This is a genomic window from Streptomyces turgidiscabies Car8, assembly GCF_000331005.1.
Taxonomy (GTDB): domain Bacteria; phylum Actinomycetota; class Actinomycetes; order Streptomycetales; family Streptomycetaceae; genus Streptomyces; species Streptomyces turgidiscabies.
In genome coordinates this window covers 1-20,568 of record NZ_AEJB01000462.1, presented here as the reverse complement: position 1 = coordinate 20,568, position 20,568 = coordinate 1, and the positions used below count along the sequence as shown (strand labels likewise).

Below are 20,568 nucleotides of genomic sequence, written 5' to 3'. Positions count from 1 at the left end.
TGTCCGCTTCCACGCCCCGTCCGCAAGGCCCGACTTTCGGTCAGGGGGCTGAGCCTGAAATAGTTCCCCACGATGTTCGACATCCCTAGACTCCCCGTGTTGGGGCAGATATCGGGGGACAACTCAGTGGGGCATGGAGTGCCGGAACTCGTACTGGAATTGAACGGACGGACCTGGACTCTCGATTCGTCCAGGCCCTACACCCTCGGACGTGATCCGCAGGGGGACATCGTGCTCGATGACGCCAGGGTCTCCTGGCGGCACGCCACGATCAGCTGGGGCAGCCGCAGCTGGGTCATCGAGGACCACGGAAGCACCAACGGCACCTTCGTGCAGGGGCAGCGCGTCCACCAGATGGAGATCGGGCCGGGCTCGGCCGTCCATCTCGGCAACGCGACCGACGGCCCGCGTCTGAGCCTCTCCAGCAGTGCCGCCTCGGTGGCGACGCCGCAGGTGGCGCAGGTGCAGCAGCCGTTCGCGGCCCAGGGCGCGAGCCCCGCCTGGGCCCAGCCGCCCCAGCAGCAGGCGCCGGAACAGAGCTGGCCGCAGCCCGAACCGCAGCAGCAGGCCGCCGCGATCCCGCAGCAGCAGCAGGGCCCCGGCGCGGGGGCTGGGGCGGGGGCGCCGCCGGTGTACGGCGACCGCAGCCCGACCACCTTCCACCAACTGCACCTCGGCCGGGTGATGCGCATCGGCCGCGCCCTGGAGAACGAACTGGTCGTCTCCGACCTCCAGGTCTCCCGCAACCACGCCGAGTTCCACGCGACGCCCGACGGCCGCTTCGAGATCCGCGACCTGGGCTCGCACAACGGTACGTACGTCAACGGTATGCCGATCGCCAAGGGCGGCACGGCGCTGCTCGGCCAGAGCGACATCGTCGGCGTCGGCCACTCCACGTTCCGCCTGGTCGGCGACCGTCTGGAGGAGTTCGTCGACACCGGCGAGATCTCCTTCTCGGCCCGCCATCTGACGGTCACGGTGGACGGCGGCAAGCAGATCCTCAAGGACGTCTCCTTCGGCGTCCCGGAGAAGTCGCTGATCGCGGTCATCGGCCCGTCGGGCTCCGGCAAGTCGACGCTCCTCAAGGCGCTCACCGGTTACCGGCCCGCCAACCAGGGCGACGTCCTCTACGACAACCGCAACCTGTACAAGCAGTTCGCCGAGCTGCGCCAGCGCATCGGTCTGGTCCCGCAGGACGACATCCTGCACAAGGAACTGACCGTCAAGAAGGCCCTCAAGTACGCGGCCAAGCTGCGCTTCCCCGCCGACACCACGACGGAGGAGCGCGAGCACCGCATCGGCGAGGTGCTGCGCGAGCTGAAGCTCGACATCCACAAGGAGAAGAAGGTCACCTCCCTCTCCGGTGGCCAGCGCAAGCGCGTCTCGGTGGCCCTGGAGCTGCTCACCAAGCCGTCACTGATCTTCCTGGACGAGCCGACCTCCGGCCTCGACCCGGGCATGGACCGTGACGTCATGCAGCTGCTGCGCGGCCTCGCCGACGACGGCCGTACGGTCCTCGTCGTCACGCACTCCGTGGCCGAACTGGCCATCTGCGACAAGCTCCTGGTGATGGCGCCGGGCGGTGCCGTGGCGTACTTCGGCCCGCCCGAGGAGGCCCTGAACTTCTTCGGCTACGACACCTGGGCCGACGTCTTCTCCGCCTTCGAGAACTACCGCGACTACGACTGGGCGGGACGCTGGAAGGGCTCGCAGCACTACCAGATGTACGCCGCGGACATCGACGCCGTCGCCCCGCAGTCCGTAGACATGCCGCCCGCCCAGGCCATGCGCCCGCCCAAGCCGCAGGGCTGGGGCTCCCAGCTGATGACCCTGATCCGGCGGTACGTGACGGTCATCGCCTCCGACAAGGGCTTCCTGGCGCTGACGGTGATCCTGCCCGCGGTGCTCGGCGCGGTCAGCCTGCTCATCGACCCGGACAAGACCCTGCTGCCCGGCAAGATCAACAGAAGCGGCCTCAACGTCCCGAACGGCACGGCCACCACCGTGCTGCTCATCCTCGCCGTCGGCGCCTGCTTCGCCGGAGCCGCCAACTCCGTCCGCGAGCTGATCAAGGAACGGGTCATCTACGAACGGGAGCGCGCGACCGGCCTGTCGCGCTCCGCGTATCTGATGTCCAAGGTGATCGTCCTCGGCTTCATCACGGTGCTGCAGGGACTCATGGTCGGCGCGATCGGCTTCTCCAGCCGCACGATCCCTGACGAGGGCCTGATCTTCGGCAAGTTCGTGCTGCTCGAACTCTCCATCCCGATCATGGCGCTCGGCTTCTCGTCGATGATGTTCGGCCTGGTCATCTCCTCCCTGGTGAAGACCTCCGAGAAGACCATGCCGCTGCTCGTCATGTTCGCGATCATCCAGGTCGTGTTCACCGGCTGCCTGTTCATCCTGCACGGCAACATCGGGGTCAACGAGTTCTCGTACCTCATGCCGTCCCGCTGGGCGGTCGCCGCCGCGGGCGCCACGCTGGACTTCAACAAGATCAGCCCGAACGTCGACGACCCCGGCAGCACGGACCCTCTCTGGGACCACACGGCCACCGCGTGGGGCATCGACATGGTCGCGCTGATCGCCCTCGGCGTGATCTGCGGCTTCTTCGTGGCCCGCTTCCTGCGCCGCCACGAGCCCGAGGTCATGCGCAAGTGACCCTGGCCGTACGACGGTGAAGGGCGGCACCCGCGGTGGGGGTGCCGCCCTTTCGCCTGTACGAGTCAGAGGTCCGCGCAGGCCTCAGTACGCGCCGTTGACGTTGTCGATCGAGCCGTACTTGTCGGCCGCGTAGTTGGCGGCGGCGACGATGTTGGCGACCGGGTCGTACTGGCTGTGGGCGGTGCCCGAGACGTGGTACGCGTCGAAGGTCGGCTTGATGATCTGGAGCAGACCGATCGACGGGACACCGTTGATCGCGTTGACGTCCCAGTTGTTGATCGCGTTCGGGTTGCCGGAGGACTCCCGCATGATGTTGCGGTAGAGGCCGTTGTAGGTACCCGGGATGCTCTTCTTGTCCATGATGTCGAGGGCGTGCTTGATCCAGCCGTCGAGGTTGTTGCCGTACGTCTTCGCGGCGGCCTTCTTGAGCGCGGCTCGCTTGGCGGACCGGCTCGCGGCCTCCCTCGCCTTGCGCGCCTTCGCGGCCTTCGCCGCTGCCTTCTTCTTCGCGGCGGCCTTCTTCGCGGCAGCGGCGTCGGCCGCCTTCTTCTTCGCCGCGGCGGCCTCGGCCTTCACGGTCGCGCCGGCCAGCTGGTCGGTGACGCTCGCCTTCACGTCCTTGAGCTGCTCCTGGCTGAACACCACGGGAGCGGTCGAGACGGCCTCGGACGTGGTCCGCGCGTCGCTGCTCGGCACGAGCGTGAACGCGAGGGCGGCGGCGCTGAGCGTGGCGGCAGCGGCGATCGCGAGCCTGCGGGTCCTGGTCGACATTCGGCTATGACCAGAAGTGGTGGTGTTCTCGGGCATGGCGGTGGGACCTCTTCGAATAGCGCGGAGGTCGCTCGGCGTCCGGGGGACAGGCGTGCTTCCGGCACAAACGCCGCGGGCGGAACCCGCGGCGCTGAGCGACGGCTGCCATTCTTAGCGGCCGCAAAATGCTGTGGCAAAGGTGTGACGTACTACGAGGGGTAGTGGACCCTTGAAGGGCAAAATAGGACAGACCGGAGCGTCTTTCCCGCTCACCGGGTGGACGTTTGTCTCCTATCGCCTCTAGTAAGTGATGTGCGTCCTATGTGCGGGCTCACACGGGCCGAGCGCGCCTCTCACCATTGGTTGCGAGAGCAATGCTCAGCGTGAGGGTGTCGTCTCATGTCTCCGCCGGAAGGAGGAGATGCACGTCCCCGAACTCGTGCCACAGGTACCGCTCGCGCAGCGCCTCCTCGTACCCCCGGTCGATCGCCGCCCGCCCAGCGACCGCCTCCAGCATCAGCAGATGCGACGCCTCCGGCTCGTGCAGCCCCGTCAGCAGCCCCTCCACGACCCGTACCCCGCGCCCGGGCGCCACCACCAGGTCGGTCCACCCCTCGGCCGCCCGGACGACACCGTCCGGCCCGGCCGCGGACTCCACCGCCCGCACAGCCGTCGTACCGACAGCCACGACCCGCCCGTCCCCGGCCCGGACGGCGTTGATCAGCCGCGCCGAGGCCTCCGGCACCGCGAACCGCTCCGGATACGGCGGCTCGTGCGCCTCGGCCGACGCGACCCCGGTGTGCAGCCTGACGGGCGCGAACTGCACCCCGCGGCTGACCAGCTCCGTCACCAGCCGCGCGGTGAAGGGCCGCCCGGCACTCGGCATCTCCGCACTGCCCGCCCCGTTGCGGGACGGCAACGCGAACACCGTCTGATACACGGACAACGGCTGATCCCGTTCCGTATAGGAGTAACGAATGGGCCGCCCGTACTCCCGCAGAAGAGGCAGCACCGGCCCGTCCACCCACGCCCACCACAGCCGGGGACTGCCCGCGGTCAGCGGTTCCCCAAGAACCAGCTCCACACCCCCGGGCAGCCGCACCACCGCCCCCGAGGCACCCGCACGCGCGCGCGTGGTGCCCGTCCCATCGGGATCCCGCAGCTCGACGGCCCACCGTCCGTCGTCCCCGCGCGTGGAGAAATGCACCACCACGCGCGCGTGCCCGGCCCGCCCGTCCACGGCCGCCGCCAGCGTCGACGACGTGTTCACGACGAGCAGGTCCCCGGCCCGCAGCCGCCGGGGCAGCTCGGCGAACCGGTGATGCGACACCGCGGTCCCACGTGACACGAGCAGCCGTACGTCGTCCCGGTCCAGCCCCGGCCCCCGCTGCTCGGCCGGCACCCGCGCGGACAGCTCCCGAGGCACCTGCACGGCCGATGTCATCGCGCCTCCACCAGGGACGGCGCCGAATACCGCCCACTGGCCGGCCGCTCGTCCAGCAGCCGCAGAAAGGCGGGTACGACACTGCCGGGCTCCGGACGCGGATCGTCGTCGTCGGGTACGGCCGCCGCGTACAGGTCCGTCCCCATGTCCCCGGGATCGACAGCCCAGACCCGCACCCCCGGCTCCTCCTCCCCGAGCACCGCCGCCAGCTGGTCGAGGGCCGCCTTGGAAGCCCCGTAGCCGCCCCACGTCTCGTACGCCTCGGCCGCCGCGTCCGAACTGACGGCGATCACCGCCCCGGCCGCCGAGCCCCGCAGCAGCGGCAGCGCCTCCTGGACCAGGCCCAGCGCGGCCACCACGTTCACCTCCAGCGCCCGCCGCAGCCCCTCCAGGGACAGCTCCTCCAGCCGTACGAGCGGTTCGGCGCCCAACGCGCTCGCGTTGCTCACCACGAGATCTACGCCGCCCAGCTTCCGCGCCGCCGCCACCAGCCCGGCACGATGACCTGCGTCCGTGACATCACCGGGGAGGGCCTCCACCCGCCCTCCGTACGCGGACAGCGTCTCGGCGGTGGCACGCAGCACCTCCGGGGTCCTCGCGTCCAGTACGAGATCCCAGCCGCGCTCGGCGAGCGCCGAGGCCAGCGCCCGACCCAGCCCCTTGGAAGCCCCCGTGATGATCGCAACCGGCATGACACGCGTCCCCTCGTCCTCGGCTGCCGTCGCTCGGCAGCACACCCAACGTAGGAACGGGACCGTCCCGGCCGCCTCGTGCGTCGGCCGCAATACACCGGGGCCCTTCGGCCTAGGCCCTACGGCCCAGGCAGGGCGGCCACAGGTCGGATACGCACTGTCACACCCCGCCGGTACCGTGAGGGCATGAGTCAGGGACCCCGGTCCGGCCTGGCCGCGGTGAGCGCCGCGCTGCTGGCCATGAGCAGGCACCTGGAGGTGCGCGACGTCCTCAAGACGATCGTCGCCTCCGCCAGAGAGCTGCTCGACGCGCAGTACGCGGCGCTGGGGGTCCCGGACGACCACGGCGGCTTCGCCCAGTTCGTGGTCGACGGCGTCAGCGACGCCCAGTGGAAGGCCATCGGCCCGCTCCCGCGCCAGCACGGCATCCTCGCCGCGATGCTGCGCGAGGCACGGCCCGAGCGCCTGGCCGACGTCCGCGAGGACCCGCGTTTCGAGGGCTGGCCGTCCGCCCACCCCGACATGTCGGACTTCCTGGGCCTGCCGATCCGGGACGGCGACGAGGTGCTGGGCGCCCTGTTCCTGGCCAACAAGAGGTGCGCGAAACCGTCCGGCGGCTGCGGTTTCACCGAGGACGACGAAGACCTCCTCGCCATCCTGGCCCAGCACGCGGCGATCGCCCTGACCAACGCCCGCCTCTACGAACGCAGCCGCGAACTGACCATCGCCGAGGAACGCTCACGCCTCGCCCACGAACTGCACGACGCGGTCAGCCAGAAGCTGTTCTCCCTGCGTCTGACGGCCCAGGCCGCCGCCACCCTCGTGGACCGCGACCCCGCCCGCGCCAAGGGCGAACTGCAGCAGGTGGCGGCGCTCGCCGCGGAGGCGGCCGACGAACTGCGCGCGGCGGTCGTGGAACTCCGCCCCACCGCACTGGACGAGGACGGCCTGATCGCCACGCTCCGCACCCACATCCAGGTCCTCGACCGCGCGCACTCCGCGCGCGTGACCTTCGACAGCCACGGAGTCCGCGCCCTGCCGGCAGCCCAGGAGGAGGCACTGCTCAGGGTCGCCCAGGAGGCCCTGCACAACGCGCTGAGGCACTCCGGGGCGGCCCGGGTGGAGGTGACCCTGGAGAGGCGCGGCCAGGGCGGAGCCGCCGCCCTGCGCGTCACCGACGACGGCAGCGGCTTCGACCCGACGGCGATCCGGAACGCCGGACGCCACCTCGGCCTGGTCTCCATGCGGGACCGGGCGAGCGGGGTCGGCGGAAAGCTGGACGTGGAATCGACCCCCGGAAAGGGCACCACGATCGAGATGGAGGTACCCGGTGGCTGACGCGATCAAGGTTCTGCTCGTCGACGACCACCAGGTCGTCCGCCGGGGCCTGCGCACGTTCCTCGAGGTGCAGGACGACATCGAGGTCGTGGGCGAGGCGTCGGACGGCGCCGAGGGAGTCGACCGCGCACAGGAACTGAAACCGGACGTCGTCCTCATGGACGTCAAGATGCCGGGCATGGACGGCGTCGAGGCGCTGCGCAGACTCCGCGAACTCGACAACCCCGCGCGCGTGCTGATCGTCACGAGCTTCACCGAGCAGCGCACGGTGGTCCCCGCACTGCGCGCGGGCGCCGCCGGGTACGTCTACAAGGACATCGACCCGGATGCCCTCGCCGGCGCCATCCGTTCCGTGCACGCGGGACACATCCTGCTCCAGCCCGAGGTCGCCGACGCGCTGCTGACCCAGGAGGAGACGCACTCGGGCCAGGGAAGGGGCGGCTCACTCACCGAGCGGGAGCGGGAAGTGCTGGCCCTGATCGCGGACGGCCGCTCGAACCGGGAGATAGCCCGCGCCCTGGTGCTGTCCGAGAAGACGGTCAAGACGCATGTCTCGAACATCCTGATGAAACTCGACGTGGCGGACCGTACACAGGCGGCGTTGTGGGCGGTACGGCACGGTATGGCCTGATGGCCGGCAACTCGGAACGTTCCCTTCCGGGCTGAGATTCATACCGTCGTGGGAATGTCCCCCGGATGGCGCATCCTTCGTGGATCTCCGGCGTTCTTCAGTGCGTGCCGCGGCGACCTGCCGCGGTGAACGCAATGGGAGGGCTCGGACATGAAGAACCTGAAGAAGGCCGCCGCTGTGACGATGGTGGCGGGCAGCCTGGTCGCCGCCGGTGCCGGTTTCGCCTCCGCCACGGAGGGCGCGCACGCGGGCGGTCAGGCCGTCGGTTCGCCGGGCGTCGCCTCCGGCAACCTCATCCAGGCCCCGGTGCACATCCCGGTCAACGTGGTGGGCAACAGCGTCAACGTCATCGGCGCGCTGAACCCGGCCTTCGGCAACCTCGGCCTCAACCACTGAGACCGCACCACTGAGGCGCTGACCTCCGGCCTCCTGGGTCCGCCCGGAGGCCGGTCGGGGCTCTGCCTATCAGCCCCGGCCCAGGCTCCTCAGCCCGTCCGGCGTTTGAGGACGAGGCCGTTCAGGCGAAGCGGGGGCCTGGGGGCGGCAGCCCCCAGCAACGCCCACACCGACTGACCCGCACCGCACAACCACCCTCACCGCACCCCCCGCTCCTCCACAACGGAGTTGTACGCCGCGACCTGCGCCCGCCGAGCCGTCCGCTCCACCGGCCGCAACGCCTCCGCCCGCGCCGCGATCTCCGACGCGCTCACTGCCCCGCCGGGCCCGTTCTCGGACGCCACCGAGACCAGCAACCCCACCCGTTGCGCCAGCTCCAGCACCCGTACCGCCCGCGGCGGATACCCCGGCGCCAACACCTCGCGCCCCCGCTCCGACCGCGCCCGGTACGCATCGATCGCCGCCTCCGCGACCGGCCCCGACCCGGCGACGTCCAACCGCGCCAACACCGCCGTCGCGTCCCGCAGCGCCTCCGCCAACTCCCGCTCGGCCTCCCCGAGGGACGGCACATCGGCGGGCGGCGCCTCACGCACCGGCAGACAGTGCCAGACGACCTCGATGTGCACATCCCCGGACGGCCCGGCCTCGTACACCTCCGGTACCAGTCCCAGCGCGGCACCCTCGCAGACCACCGCCTCCTCCGCCTCCAGCGCCCGCGCGTTGAACTCGGGGGGCCCGCTCAGCCCGAGCGGATGCCCGGGCGCGGGCAGCGCGAGCCGTAGCCCGGACGCACCGAGCGCCCGCAGCCGCCCCAGCGCGAGCGTGAGACCGACGGGCGCCGACTCACCGGGCATCCCGTCGACCCGGTGCACCGCGTCCTCCCCGACGATGGCCAGTACCGCGTCGTCCGGCGAAACAAGTCCGGCCAACAGGGCATTTCCCCATGCGGCCAGTCGTCCTGAGCGTGGTTCCGAAAGCATGCCCCCCACCCTAAGGACCGACCGAGGGGAGGGACGGGCCGACCGGTGGCGTAGATTTCGTGGGGGGCTGCGCCCACAGGCGCACACGACGTGAGACTGCCGACACTGCAAGGGGAGACAACCCGCTCATGAGCGATGTTCTGGAGCTGGAGGACGTATCCGTGGTCCGCGAGGGCCGGGCTCTGGTGGACCAGGTCTCCTGGTCGGTCAAGGAGGGCGAACGCTGGGTCATCCTCGGCCCGAACGGCGCCGGGAAGACGACCCTCCTGAACCTCGCTTCCAGCTACCTCTTCCCCAGCCAGGGCACCGCCAGCATCCTCGGCGAGACCCTCGGAAAAGTAGACGTCTTCGACCTGCGCCCGCGCATCGGCATGGCGGGCATCGCCATGGCGGACAAGCTGCCCAAGCGCCAGACCGTGCTCCAGACGGTGCTGACCGCCGCGTACGGGATGACAGCCGGCTGGCAGGAGGAGTACGAGGACGTCGACGAACGGCGTGCCCGCGCCTTCCTCGACCGCCTCGGCATGAGCGACTACCTCGACCGCCGCTTCGGCACCCTCTCCGAGGGCGAGCGCAAGCGCACCCTCATCGCCCGCGCTCTGATGACCGACCCGGAGCTGCTGCTCCTCGACGAGCCCGCCGCGGGCCTCGACCTCGGCGGTCGCGAGGACCTCGTACGCCGTCTCGGCCGTCTCGCCCGCGACCCCATCGCACCCTCGATGATCATGGTCACGCACCATGTCGAGGAGATCGCCCCGGGCTTCACCCACGTCCTGATGATCCGTCAGGGCAAGGTGCTCGCCGCCGGCCCCCTGGAACTCGAACTCACCTCCCGCAACCTGTCGATGTGCTTCGGCCTTCCCCTCGTCGTCGAGCAGCGCGGCGAACGCTGGACCGCACAGGGCCTGCCGATGGCCTGACGGCACAAGAAGCACCATGTGGAACAACTGGAAGAACCCTGTGCCAAGTTGATCGGCGCACTGTCGGTGACCAGGCCCGCGGACCTACCATGACGATGTGAACGACATCGACGCATGGGTGTGGTGGCTCGTCGGCGCGGTGGCGCTGGGTATCCCGCTCGTGGTGACCGCGATGCCGGAGTTCGGCATGCTCGCCGTGGGCGCGCTGGCGGCTGCCGGCGCGGCCGGACTCGGCGGCGGAGTGGTCGTCCAGGTGCTCGTGTTCGCCGTCGTGTCGACCGCGCTCATCGCCGTCGTACGGCCCATCGCGACCCGGCACCGCGCGGACCGGCCCCAACACCTCTCCGGAATCGACGCGTTGAAGGGCAAACAGGCCGTCGTCCTGGAACGCGTCGACGGCTCCGACGGCCGGATCAAGCTCGCCGGAGAGATCTGGTCGGCCCGCTCCCTGGACGCCCAACTCGCCTACGAAGTAGGCCAGGAGGTGGACGTCGTCGAGATCGAGGGGGCCACGGCGATCGTCATGTGACCTCTGCACGGCGCAAGTGATCGGAACGTCCCACAGGCACCCGACGGTCTGTCACACTCGACCAGCAAGATCTTCGACAAGCAAGATCTTCAACAGGCATACGATCTTTCCGTAAGCGCCACGGCGGAGAAGGGTACGGGGATCCACGATGGAACCCATCATCATCGTCCTGATCATTCTGGTGGTGTTGGTCTTCATCGCCCTGATCAAGACCATCCAGGTCATTCCACAGGCCAGCGCAGCCATCGTGGAACGGTTCGGCCGGTACACGCGGACACTCAACGCGGGCCTGAACATCGTCGTTCCGTTCATCGACACCATCCGCAACCGCATCGACCTCCGCGAGCAGGTCGTGCCGTTCCCGCCGCAACCGGTGATCACCCAGGACAACCTGGTCGTCAACATCGACACCGTCATCTACTACCAGGTGACGGACGCGCGGGCGGCGACGTACGAGGTCGCCAGCTACATCCAGGCCATCGAGCAGCTCACTGTCACCACGCTCCGCAACATCATCGGTGGCATGGACCTGGAGCGGACCCTGACCTCCCGCGAGGAGATCAACGCGGCCCTGCGCGGAGTCCTCGACGAGGCCACCGGCAAGTGGGGCATCCGCGTCAACCGCGTCGAGCTGAAGGCGATCGAGCCGCCGACCTCCATCCAGGACTCGATGGAGAAGCAGATGCGCGCCGACCGCGACAAGCGCGCCGCGATCCTCACCGCCGAAGGTATCCGCCAGTCCCAGATCCTCACCGCGGAAGGTGAGAAGCAGTCCGCGATCCTGCGCGCCGAAGGTGAGGCCAAGGCCGCCGCCCTGCGCGCCGAGGGCGAGGCCCAGGCCGTCCGCACGGTCTTCGAGGCCATCCACGCCGGTGACCCGGACCAGAAGCTCCTCTCCTACCAGTACCTCCAGATGCTCCCGAAGATCGCCCAGGGCGACGCCAACAAGCTCTGGATCGTCCCCAGCGAAATCGGCGACGCGCTCAAGGGCCTGTCCGGCGCCATGGGCAGCTTCGGCAACCTGGGCGGCGGCGGTTCGGGCGACGGAGGCAACTCGGGCGGTGGCGGCACCGAACGCCGAGAGAAGCCGTCAATCACAGACTGACGTCAGTTCCCCGCGCCCTGAAGGGGCGCGGGGAACTGCGCGACAAGTCACGGCCAACCCGCGGCGAACGAACTACCGGTGGACCACAGAACAAGTCCCACCCGCACGAACCTACGCCGCCGGCTGCGCCAACCACTCAGGCAGCGCGGCAAAATCGTCCTGGCCCAGAGCCAGAAGCATCGCGTCCGCGGGCGACGGCTCGAACGGCAGCCGCAGCAACGGCATCCCCGCCTGCTCCGGAGTCCGGGCCGCCTTGCGGTGGTTGTCCTCCGCGCACGACGCGACGGTGTTCAGCCAGGAGTCCTGCCCGCCCTGCGCCCGAGGCACCACATGGTCCACGGTCGTCGCCCGCCGACCGCAGTACGCGCACTTGTGCCGGTCCCGGACCAGCACACCCCGCCTCGACCACGGAGCTTGTCTTCGGAACGGCACCCGGACATAGCGGCAGAGCCTGATCACACGCGGCGCGGGTATGTCGACCGCCGCTCCGCGCATACGGATCTCGGGGTGGGCCTGCTCGACAACAGCCTTGTCCTGCAGCACCAGAACGACGGCCCGGTTCAACGTCACCGTCGACAGCGGCTCGAAGCTCGCGTTCAGTACCAGCGTGTCCCGCATCCAGCCCACCTCCTCTGCTCACCGGCCCACCGCGTGGCGGGCGGGCTTGGATCAACTCTGGCCGGGCACGCCGAGATGGACAACGCAATAAAAAATGCCCGCCTCTGATCACTTCCATGACCAGAGGCGGGCAAACGTTCAATGAACGTCAGTCTTCGGCGGAAACCTCGTACTCACCGACGAGTTGGGCACGCGCGATCGCGTGGAACCGCAGGTGGAAACCGATGACCGCGGGCGACGCGTCCGCGTCCGGACCCAGCTTCTCCTGGTCCACGGCGTACACCGTGAACACATACCGGTGCGGCCCGTCCCCGGCCGGCGGCGCCGCACCGCCGAAGTCCCGTGTGCCGTAGTCGTTGCGCACCTGGACGACGCCCTCGGGCAGCCCCTCGAACTTGCCGCTGCCCGCACCTGTCGGCAACTCGGTCACCGAGGCCGGGATGTCGAACGCGACCCAGTGCCAGAACCCGCTGCCCGTAGGCGCGTCAGGGTCGTAGCAGGTGACGGCGAAACTCCTGGTCTCCGGCGGGAACCCCTCCCACCGCAGCTGCGGCGAGGTATTGCCGGACGCGTAGACCTGAGCGTCCTTGAGCGTCGCACCCGCCTCGACATCCTCACTCGTGACCGTGAACGACGGCACGGGCGGATGGAAGTCGTGCGGCAGCGGCGGCCTCTTGAGCTCGGTCACCTCGGTACCTCCTGGGGAGATCGGGTCGGATGTGTGTCGGCCGGGCCGGAGCGGATCTGCCCCGGCCCTCGCCCTCCGGCTGCTAGAACCAGCTGCGCTTGCTGCCGACCTCGGCCAGCCACTGGTTCAGGTACGCCGCCCAGTCGGTGCTCTGGTAGTCGTGCAGGCCGACCTGGAACGAGCGGAAGGTGTCGCTGCCCTCGCTGAACAGTCCCGGCTTCTTGTCCATCTCCAGGACGACGTCCATCGAGTGCTCGTCGGCGACGAAGCTCAACTCGACCTGGTTCAGACCCCGGTACTGAGACGGCGGGAAGAACTCGACCTCCTGGTAGAAGGGAAGCTTCTGCCGTGTACCGCGAATGTGACCGCGTTCCAGGTCCGCGTTCTTGAAACGGAAGCCCAACTGGACGAAGGCGTCCAGGATCGCCTTCTGCGCGGGCAACGGGTGCACGTTGATGGGGTCCAGGTCACCTGAGTCGACGGCACGCGCGATCGCCAGCTCGGTGGTCACCCCGATGTTCATACCGCGCAGCGCCTGACCGTCGATCATCGTGACCGGCGTCTCCCACGGGATCTCCAGCCCGAACGGCACGACGTGCACGGCACCGGCCTGAACCTCGAAGGCGCCGCCCAGCCGCACCTTCGTGAACTCGATGTCCTGCTTGTACTCCTGGTCACCGCCCTCGACCTCGACCTTGGCCTGGAGCCCGACGGACAGCCCCTCGATCTGCTGGTTGACGGAACCACCCTGGATCCGCACCTCACCCTGGACCACACCGCCCGGAACGACGTTGACCTCCGTCAACACCGTCTCGACCGAAGCCCCACCGGCACCCAGGCTCGCGAGCAGCTTCTTGAACGCCATGTCTCTCCCTTGTCCAGCGATCCTTGCGATCCCTTGATCCTTAGAAACGCGATCCGGCCGTGGCCGGTTCCGTCCTTACCCTGGCAAGCCGGACGCTTCCTGGCCACCCCGCTCACCGAGACACACCTGCACTACGCTCGGACGGCATGATCGCGCCCGCTGACCGTACGCCCCTCTCCAGGGAGTTCTTCGACCGGCCGGTACTGGAGGTGGCCCCCGATCTCCTCGGCCGCGTCCTCGTACGCACCACTCCGGACGGTCCGATCGAACTGCGCCTCACAGAGGTGGAGGCGTACGACGGCCCCAACGACCCCGGCTCCCACGCCTATCGAGGCCCCACACCCCGTAACAGCGTGATGTTCGGTCCGCCCGGTCATGTGTACGTCTACTTCACCTACGGCATGTGGCACTGCATGAACCTGGTGTGCGGCCCCGAGGGCACGGCAAGTGGGGTCCTGCTCCGCGCCGGCGAGATCATCGAGGGCGCCGAGCTCGCCCGCAAACGACGAATTTCAGCCCGAAACGACAGAGAACTGGCCAAAGGACCGGCCCGCCTGGCCACCGCCCTGGATGTGGACAGAGCCCTCGACGGTACGGACGCCTGCGCGGCCGGAGCCGCGCCGATCACGGTCCTGACCGGCACCCCCGTCACCACCGACCAGGTGAGCAGCGGTCCACGCACGGGTGTGGCCGGCGACGGTGGCATCCACCCCTGGCGTTTCTGGATCGCCAACGACCCGACGGTGAGCCCCTATCGGGCCCATGCGCCCCGTCGTCGCTCAACTTGACGCCCCCATGGGGGGTCCGTAAGGTAGTCCGAGCCGCTTGACCCGGGTACGGCGATCGCCTGCAGCCGGAAGTGGCCAACCCACTACCTACGACTCCCTCTCAGCGGGGGCAATTTCGGCGTGCCTGCACCCTGAATTGCGAACCCGCGGAACTCGATTATGAGTTACCGAGGGAATCGGCTAACGTAGTGAATGTCGAAAGGCCGACAGGCGAAAGCTAAAAGCCCGAGGCACTCCCGCCGACAGGGAATCGGATCAGAAAATGATCTGATAGAGTCGGAAACGCAAGACGGCAAGACGCAGGACAAGCTAAACAGTAGGACCGAAGGGAAACTGCCCGGAGGAAAGCCTGAGAGAGTTTCTCGGGTGAGTACGAAGGAAGCGTCCGTTCCTTGAGAACTCAACAGCGTGCCAAAAATCAACGCCAGATTTGTTGATACCCCGTTCTCGGCCATTCGGTCGGGGCGAGGTTCCTTTGAAGTAACACAAACACAGCGAGGACGCTGTGAACGGTCGGGCTTATTCCGCTTGACTGTTCCGCTCTCGTGTGTGTGCACCGGCTGTATTAATTTACTGGCCGAGTAAACATTCACGGAGAGTTTGATCCTGGCTCAGGACGAACGCTGGCGGCGTGCTTAACACATGCAAGTCGAACGATGAAGCCTTTCGGGGTGGATTAGTGGCGAACGGGTGAGTAACACGTGGGCAATCTGCCCTGCACTCTGGGACAAGCCCTGGAAACGGGGTCTAATACCGGATAATACCTTCCCTCGCATGGGGGTGGGTTCAAAGCTCCGGCGGTGCAGGATGAGCCCGCGGCCTATCAGCTTGTTGGTGAGGTAGTGGCTCACCAAGGCGACGACGGGTAGCCGGCCTGAGAGGGCGACCGGCCACACTGGGACTGAGACACGGCCCAGACTCCTACGGGAGGCAGCAGTGGGGAATATTGCACAATGGGCGAAAGCCTGATGCAGCGACGCCGCGTGAGGGATGACGGCCTTCGGGTTGTAAACCTCTTTCAGCAGGGAAGAAGCGAAAGTGACGGTACCTGCAGAAGAAGCGCCGGCTAACTACGTGCCAGCAGCCGCGGTAATACGTAGGGCGCAAGCGTTGTCCGGAATTATTGGGCGTAAAGAGCTCGTAGGCGGTCTGTCGCGTCGGATGTGAAAGCCCGGGGCTTAACCCCGGGTCTGCATTCGATACGGGCAGACTAGAGTGTGGTAGGGGAGATCGGAATTCCTGGTGTAGCGGTGAAATGCGCAGATATCAGGAGGAACACCGGTGGCGAAGGCGGATCTCTGGGCCATTACTGACGCTGAGGAGCGAAAGCGTGGGGAGCGAACAGGATTAGATACCCTGGTAGTCCACGCCGTAAACGGTGGGAACTAGGTGTTGGCGACATTCCACGTCGTCGGTGCCGCAGCTAACGCATTAAGTTCCCCGCCTGGGGAGTACGGCCGCAAGGCTAAAACTCAAAGGAATTGACGGGGGCCCGCACAAGCAGCGGAGCATGTGGCTTAATTCGACGCAACGCGAAGAACCTTACCAAGGCTTGACATACACCGGAAACATCCAGAGATGGGTGCCCCCTTGTGGTCGGTGTACAGGTGGTGCATGGCTGTCGTCAGCTCGTGTCGTGAGATGTTGGGTTAAGTCCCGCAACGAGCGCAACCCTTGTTCTGTGTTGCCAGCATGCCCTTCGGGGTGATGGGGACTCACAGGAGACTGCCGGGGTCAACTCGGAGGAAGGTGGGGACGACGTCAAGTCATCATGCCCCTTATGTCTTGGGCTGCACACGTGCTACAATGGCCGGTACAATGAGCTGCGATGCCGTGAGGCGGAGCGAATCTCAAAAAGCCGGTCTCAGTTCGGATTGGGGTCTGCAACTCGACCCCATGAAGTCGGAGTTGCTAGTAATCGCAGATCAGCATTGCTGCGGTGAATACGTTCCCGGGCCTTGTACACACCGCCCGTCACGTCACGAAAGTCGGTAACACCCGAAGCCGGTGGCCCAACCCCTCACGGGGAGGGAGCTGTCGAAGGTGGGACTGGCGATTGGGACGAAGTCGTAACAAGGTAGCCGTACCGGAAGGTGCGGCTGGATCACCTCCTTTCTAAGGAGCATCTAGGCCGCCAGACATTGTCTGGTGGTCCAGGGCCATTACGTCGGCATACGTTCGACGGTGGTTGCTCATGGGTGGAACGTTGATTATTCGGCACTCTTGATCGTCTTCTCCTTCCAGTACTGTCCTTCGGGGCGTGGAACGATGAGGGAAGCGGTGAAGGGTGTCGGGCACGCTGTTGGGTGTCTGAGGGTATGGCCGTGAGGTTGTGTCTTCAGTGCCGGCCCCAGTGAACTCGCCCTGTAGGGGTGGGGTGGTGGGTGGTTGGTCGTTGTTTGAGAACTGCACAGTGGACGCGAGCATCTGTGGCCAAGTTTTTAAGGGCGCACGGTGGATGCCTTGGCACCAGGAACCGATGAAGGACGTGGGAGGCCACGATAGTCCCCGGGGAGTCGTCAACCAGGCTTTGATCCGGGGGTTTCCGAATGGGGAAACCCGGCAGTCGTCATGGGCTGTCACCCACATCTGAACACATAGGGTGTGTGGAGGGAACGCGGGGAAGTGAAACATCTCAGTACCCGCAGGAAGAGAAAACAACCGTGATTCCGGGAGTAGTGGCGAGCGAAACCGGATGAGGCCAAACCGTATACGTGTGAGACCCGGCAGGGGTTGCGTATGCGGGGTTGTGGGATCTCTCTTTCACAGTCTGCCGGCTGTGAGGCGAGTCAGAAACCGTTGATGTAGGCGAAGGACATGCGAAAGGTCCGGCGTAGAGGGTAAGACCCCCGTAGTCGAAACATCAACGGCTCGTTTGAGAGACACCCAAGTAGCACGGGGCCCGAGAAATCCCGTGTGAATCTGGCGGGACCACCCGTTAAGCCTAAATATTCCCTGGTGACCGATAGCGGATAGTACCGTGAGGGAATGGTGAAAAGTACCGCGGGAGCGGAGTGAAATAGTACCTGAAACCGTGTGCCTACAAGCCGTGGGAGCGTCGCTCATCAAGCTTTGCTTGGTGGGTCGTGACTGCGTGCCTTTTGAAGAATGAGCCTGCGAGTTTGCGGTGTGTTGCGAGGTTAACCCGTGTGGGGAAGCCGTAGCGAAAGCGAGTCCGAATAGGGCGATTCAGTAGCGCGCTCAAGACCCGAAGCGGAGTGATCTAGCCATGGGCAGGTTGAAGCGGAGGTAAGACTTCGTGGAGGACCGAACCCACCAGGGTTGAAAACCTGGGGGATGACCTGTGGTTAGGGGTGAAAGGCCAATCAAACTCCGTGATAGCTGGTTCTCCCCGAAATGCATTTAGGTGCAGCGTCGTGTGTTTCTTGCCGGAGGTAGAGCACTGGATAGGCGATGGGCCCTACCGGGTTACTGACCTTAGCCAAACTCCGAATGCCGGTAAGTGAGAGCACGGCAGTGAGACTGTGGGGGATAAGCTCCATGGTCGAGAGGGAAACAGCCCAGAGCATCGACTAAGGCCCCTAAGCGTACGCTAAGTGGGAAAGGATGTGGAGTCGCACAGACAACCAGGAGGTTGGCTTAGAAGCAGCCACCCTTGAAAGAGTGCGTAATAGCTCACTGGTCTAGTGATTCCGCGCCGACAATGTAGCGGGGCTCAAGCGTACCGCCGAAGTCGTGTCATTCACACAATAGGGCCAACGCCTGTGTGGATGGGTAGGGGAGCGTCGTGTGCCGGGTGAAGCTGCAGCGGAAGCTAGTGGTGGACGGTTCACGAGTGAGAATGCAGGCATGAGTAGCGATACACACGTGGGAAACGTGTGCGCCGATTGACTAAGGGTTCCTGGGTCAAGCTGATCTGCCCAGGGTAAGTCGGGACCTAAGGCGAGGCCGACAGGCGTAGTCGATGGATAACCGGTTGATATTCCGGTACCCGCTGTGAAGCGTCAAACATTGAACCAGGCGATGCTAAGTCCGTGAAGCCGCCCCGGAGCCTTCGGGCAAGGGGGAGTGGTGGAGCCGACGGACCAGACCTGCAGTAGGTGAGTGATGGGGTGACGCAGGAAGGTAGTCCATCCCGGGCGGTGGTTGTCCCGGGGTAAGGGTGTAGGACGAATGGTAGGCAAATCCGCCATTCACATAGTCTGAGACCCGATGCCGAGCCGATTGTGGTGAAGTGGATGATCCTATGCTGTCGAGAAAAGCCTCTAGCGAGTTTCATGGCGGCCCGTACCCTAAACCGACTCAGGTGGTCAGGTAGAGAATACCGAGGCGTTCGGGTGAACTATGGTTAAGGAACTCGGCAAAATGCCCCCGTAACTTCGGGAGAAGGGGGGCCATCACTGGTGAGGAGATTTACTCTCCGAGCTGGGGGTGGCCGCAGAGACCAGCGAGAAGCGACTGTTTACTAAAAACACAGGTCCGTGCGAAGCCGTAAGGCGATGTATACGGACTGACGCCTGCCCGGTGCTGGAACGTTAAGGGGACCGGTTAGTCAAGATTCGTCTTGGCGAAGCTGAGAACTTAAGCGCCAGTAAACGGCGGTGGTAACTATAACCATCCTAAGGTAGCGAAATTCCTTGTCGGGTAAGTTCCGACCTGCACGAATGGCGTAACGACTTCTCGACTGTCTCAACCATAGGCCCGGTGAAATTGCACTACGAGTAAAGATGCTCGTTTCGCGCAGCAGGACGGAAAGACCCCGGGACCTTTACTATAGTTTGATATTGGTGTTCGGTTCGGCTTGTGTAGGATAGCTGGGAGACTGTGAAGTGGGCACGCCAGTGTCTGTGGAGTCGTCGTTGAAATACCAGTCTGGTCGTGCTGGATGTCTAACCTGGGTCCGTGATCCGGATCAGGGACAGTGTCTGATGGGTAGTTTAACTGGGGCGGTTGCCTCCTAAAGAGTAACGGAGGCGCCCAAAGGTTCCCTCAGCCTGGTTGGCAATCAGGTGTTGAGTGTAAGTGCACAAGGGAGCTTGACTGTGAGACCGACGGGTCGAGCAGGGACGAAAGTCGGGACTAGTGATCCGGCGGTGGCTTGTGGAAGCGCCGTCGCTCAACGGATAAAAGGTACCCCGGGGATAACAGGCTGATCTTCCCCAAGAGTCCATATCGACGGGATGGTTTGGCACCTCGATGTCGGCTCGTCGCATCCTGGGGCTGGAGTCGGTCCCAAGGGTTGGGCTGTTCGCCCATTAAAGCGGTACGCGAGCTGGGTTTAGAACGTCGTGAGACAGTTCGGTCCCTATCCGCTGCGCGCGCAGGAACATTGAGAAGGGCTGTCCCTAGTACGAGAGGACCGGGACGGACGAACCTCTGGTGTGCCAGTTGTCCTGCCAAGGGCATGGCTGGTTGGCTACGTTCGGGAGGGATAACCGCTGAAAGCATCTAAGCGGGAAGCCTGCTTCGAGATGAGTGTTCCCACCCACTAGATGGGGTAAGGCTCCCAGTAGACGACTGGGTTGATAGGCCAGATCTGGAAGCCCGGTAACGGGTGGAGGTGACTGGTACTAATAGGCCGAGGGCTTGTCCTCAGTTGCTCGCGTCCACTGTGTTAGTTCTGAGACAACGAACAGTTGTCGGCTTTTGAGCTGGAACATCTAACTGAAAAGTGTGCTTGTTCGCTCGAAACCAATAGGGTTTCGGTGGTCATAGCGTGAGGGAAACGCCCGGTTACATTCCGAACCCGGAAGCTAAGCCTTTCAGCGCCGATGGTACTGCAGGGGGGACCCTGTGGGAGAGTAGGACGCCGCCGAACAATCTTTGGAGGACCCCTGCGATCGCGCTGCAGGCCCTCCAGTACGGCGACGTCCTGATCGTCGACGGAAGTGGCACCGGTGAGTACGCGTGCCTGACCGGCCGGGACGGCGTGCTGGCCGTCGAGTGCGCCCCGGCCTCGGCCGTGGCGAGCCTCGAATGGGCCTCCCACGAAACGGAACGCCGACTGATCACGGCCAACCTCGCCCGCCAGGCCGGTGAGCCGCTCCCCGACGACACCCGACGCCCGCTGTGGCTCCTCCTCGACCGCCCCGGAGCCCTCGCCCATCTGGCCACCGCCGACGGCCGCCCCGACCCCCAGTCCCTGCTCCAGGTCCCCCTGCGGCACGGGCGGGCGGCGAACGTCACCGTGGTCGTGGCG

15 protein-coding genes, 3 rRNA genes and 1 pseudogene are annotated in these 20,568 nt (G+C 66.0%); 12 read left to right on the top strand and 7 right to left on the bottom strand.

The window, feature by feature from the left end; translation table 11 throughout:
- Nucleotides 1-138 precede the first annotated feature (138 nt).
- Nucleotides 139-2,661 (top strand): ABC transporter ATP-binding protein/permease, encoded by a 2,523-nt coding sequence (locus STRTUCAR8_RS33545; protein ID WP_044473352.1) that lies wholly within the window; start codon nucleotides 139-141, stop codon nucleotides 2,659-2,661.
- An 84-nt stretch (nucleotides 2,662-2,745) separates the two neighbouring features.
- On the opposite strand, the gene STRTUCAR8_RS33540 is transcribed toward STRTUCAR8_RS33545, so the two are convergent.
- The 3 genes from STRTUCAR8_RS33540 to STRTUCAR8_RS33530 all read right to left on the bottom strand — a co-directional run bounded on the left by STRTUCAR8_RS33540 (nucleotide 2,746) and on the right by STRTUCAR8_RS33530 (nucleotide 5,550).
- The gene (locus STRTUCAR8_RS33540) at nucleotides 2,746-3,471 is read right to left on the bottom strand and encodes a transglycosylase SLT domain-containing protein (RefSeq protein WP_006380683.1); all 726 of its coding nucleotides are present in this window, start codon (nucleotides 3,469-3,471) and stop codon (nucleotides 2,746-2,748) included.
- A 340-nt stretch (nucleotides 3,472-3,811) separates the two neighbouring features.
- A complete protein-coding gene (locus STRTUCAR8_RS33535; RefSeq protein WP_044473351.1) occupies nucleotides 3,812-4,858 on the bottom strand; it encodes an S-adenosylmethionine:tRNA ribosyltransferase-isomerase in 1,047 nt (348 codons plus the stop codon).
- Nucleotides 4,855-5,550: an SDR family NAD(P)-dependent oxidoreductase gene (locus tag STRTUCAR8_RS33530; RefSeq protein ID WP_006380676.1), complete on the bottom strand. Its 696-nt coding sequence runs from the start codon at nucleotides 5,548-5,550 to the stop codon at nucleotides 4,855-4,857. Before STRTUCAR8_RS33530 ends, STRTUCAR8_RS33535 begins: the two co-directional genes overlap by 4 nt.
- A gap of 186 nt (nucleotides 5,551-5,736) precedes the next feature.
- Between STRTUCAR8_RS33530 and STRTUCAR8_RS33525 the strand changes: the two genes are divergently transcribed.
- The 3 genes from STRTUCAR8_RS33525 (at nucleotide 5,737) to chpE (ending at nucleotide 7,915) form a co-directional block, all read left to right on the top strand.
- The gene (locus STRTUCAR8_RS33525) at nucleotides 5,737-6,888 is read left to right on the top strand and encodes a GAF domain-containing sensor histidine kinase (RefSeq protein ID WP_006380670.1); all 1,152 of its coding nucleotides are present in this window, start codon (nucleotides 5,737-5,739) and stop codon (nucleotides 6,886-6,888) included.
- Nucleotides 6,881-7,519 (top strand): response regulator, encoded by a 639-nt coding sequence (locus tag STRTUCAR8_RS33520; RefSeq protein ID WP_006380682.1) that lies wholly within the window; start codon nucleotides 6,881-6,883, stop codon nucleotides 7,517-7,519. Before STRTUCAR8_RS33525 ends, STRTUCAR8_RS33520 begins: the two co-directional genes overlap by 8 nt.
- 150 nt (nucleotides 7,520-7,669) lie before the next feature.
- Entirely contained in the window at nucleotides 7,670-7,915 is a 246-nt protein-coding gene (chpE, locus tag STRTUCAR8_RS33515) for a chaplin ChpE (RefSeq protein ID WP_006380663.1), read from the top strand.
- Between the two features lie 197 nt (nucleotides 7,916-8,112).
- Here chpE and STRTUCAR8_RS33510 read toward each other — a convergent pair whose 3' ends face one another.
- Nucleotides 8,113-8,895, bottom strand: coding sequence for a hypothetical protein (locus tag STRTUCAR8_RS33510; protein ID WP_044473350.1), 783 nt, complete (start codon nucleotides 8,893-8,895; stop codon nucleotides 8,113-8,115).
- A gap of 128 nt (nucleotides 8,896-9,023) precedes the next feature.
- Here STRTUCAR8_RS33510 and STRTUCAR8_RS33505 point away from each other — a divergent pair, with 128 nt between their 5' ends.
- The 3 genes from STRTUCAR8_RS33505 to STRTUCAR8_RS33495 all read left to right on the top strand — a co-directional run bounded on the left by STRTUCAR8_RS33505 (nucleotide 9,024) and on the right by STRTUCAR8_RS33495 (nucleotide 11,449).
- Complete coding sequence (locus STRTUCAR8_RS33505) at nucleotides 9,024-9,815, top strand: ABC transporter ATP-binding protein (protein ID WP_006380668.1); 792 nt, start codon at nucleotides 9,024-9,026, stop codon at nucleotides 9,813-9,815.
- 97 nt (nucleotides 9,816-9,912) lie between these two features.
- Nucleotides 9,913-10,344 carry an NfeD family protein gene (locus STRTUCAR8_RS33500; protein ID WP_006380674.1) on the top strand — a complete coding sequence of 144 codons (432 nt, stop codon included), beginning with the start codon at nucleotides 9,913-9,915 and terminating at the stop codon, nucleotides 10,342-10,344.
- 148 nt (nucleotides 10,345-10,492) lie between these two features.
- Complete coding sequence (locus STRTUCAR8_RS33495) at nucleotides 10,493-11,449, top strand: SPFH domain-containing protein (RefSeq protein ID WP_006380686.1); 957 nt, start codon at nucleotides 10,493-10,495, stop codon at nucleotides 11,447-11,449.
- A 111-nt stretch (nucleotides 11,450-11,560) separates the two neighbouring features.
- On the opposite strand, the gene STRTUCAR8_RS33490 is transcribed toward STRTUCAR8_RS33495, so the two are convergent.
- The 3 genes from STRTUCAR8_RS33490 to STRTUCAR8_RS33480 form a co-directional block, all read right to left on the bottom strand.
- Nucleotides 11,561-12,067 (bottom strand): HNH endonuclease, encoded by a 507-nt coding sequence (locus tag STRTUCAR8_RS33490; protein ID WP_006380680.1) that lies wholly within the window; start codon nucleotides 12,065-12,067, stop codon nucleotides 11,561-11,563.
- A 148-nt stretch (nucleotides 12,068-12,215) separates the two neighbouring features.
- A complete protein-coding gene (locus tag STRTUCAR8_RS33485) occupies nucleotides 12,216-12,755 on the bottom strand; it encodes a YbhB/YbcL family Raf kinase inhibitor-like protein (protein ID WP_006380661.1) in 540 nt (179 codons plus the stop codon).
- Nucleotides 12,756-12,837: 82 nt separating this feature from the next.
- Nucleotides 12,838-13,620, bottom strand: a complete 783-nt coding sequence (locus STRTUCAR8_RS33480; RefSeq protein ID WP_006380667.1) for a sporulation protein — start codon at nucleotides 13,618-13,620, stop codon at nucleotides 12,838-12,840.
- Between the two features lie 146 nt (nucleotides 13,621-13,766).
- On the opposite strand from STRTUCAR8_RS33480, the gene STRTUCAR8_RS33475 reads away from it, so the two are divergent.
- The 5 genes and pseudogenes from STRTUCAR8_RS33475 to STRTUCAR8_RS50565 all read left to right on the top strand — a co-directional run.
- Nucleotides 13,767-14,408 carry a DNA-3-methyladenine glycosylase gene (locus STRTUCAR8_RS33475; protein ID WP_006380664.1) on the top strand — a complete coding sequence of 214 codons (642 nt, stop codon included), beginning with the start codon at nucleotides 13,767-13,769 and terminating at the stop codon, nucleotides 14,406-14,408.
- A gap of 588 nt (nucleotides 14,409-14,996) precedes the next feature.
- Nucleotides 14,997-16,523: ribosomal RNA gene (locus STRTUCAR8_RS33470) — 16S ribosomal RNA — on the top strand.
- Nucleotides 16,524-16,839: 316 nt separating this feature from the next.
- Nucleotides 16,840-19,963: ribosomal RNA gene (locus STRTUCAR8_RS33465) — 23S ribosomal RNA — on the top strand.
- A gap of 107 nt (nucleotides 19,964-20,070) precedes the next feature.
- Nucleotides 20,071-20,187 (top strand): 5S ribosomal RNA (gene rrf, locus STRTUCAR8_RS33460).
- The 16S, 23S and 5S rRNA genes sit together here, the layout of an rRNA operon.
- Before the next feature lie 18 nt (nucleotides 20,188-20,205).
- Nucleotides 20,206-20,568 (top strand): annotated as a pseudogene (locus tag STRTUCAR8_RS50565) (hypothetical protein); the annotation flags it as partial.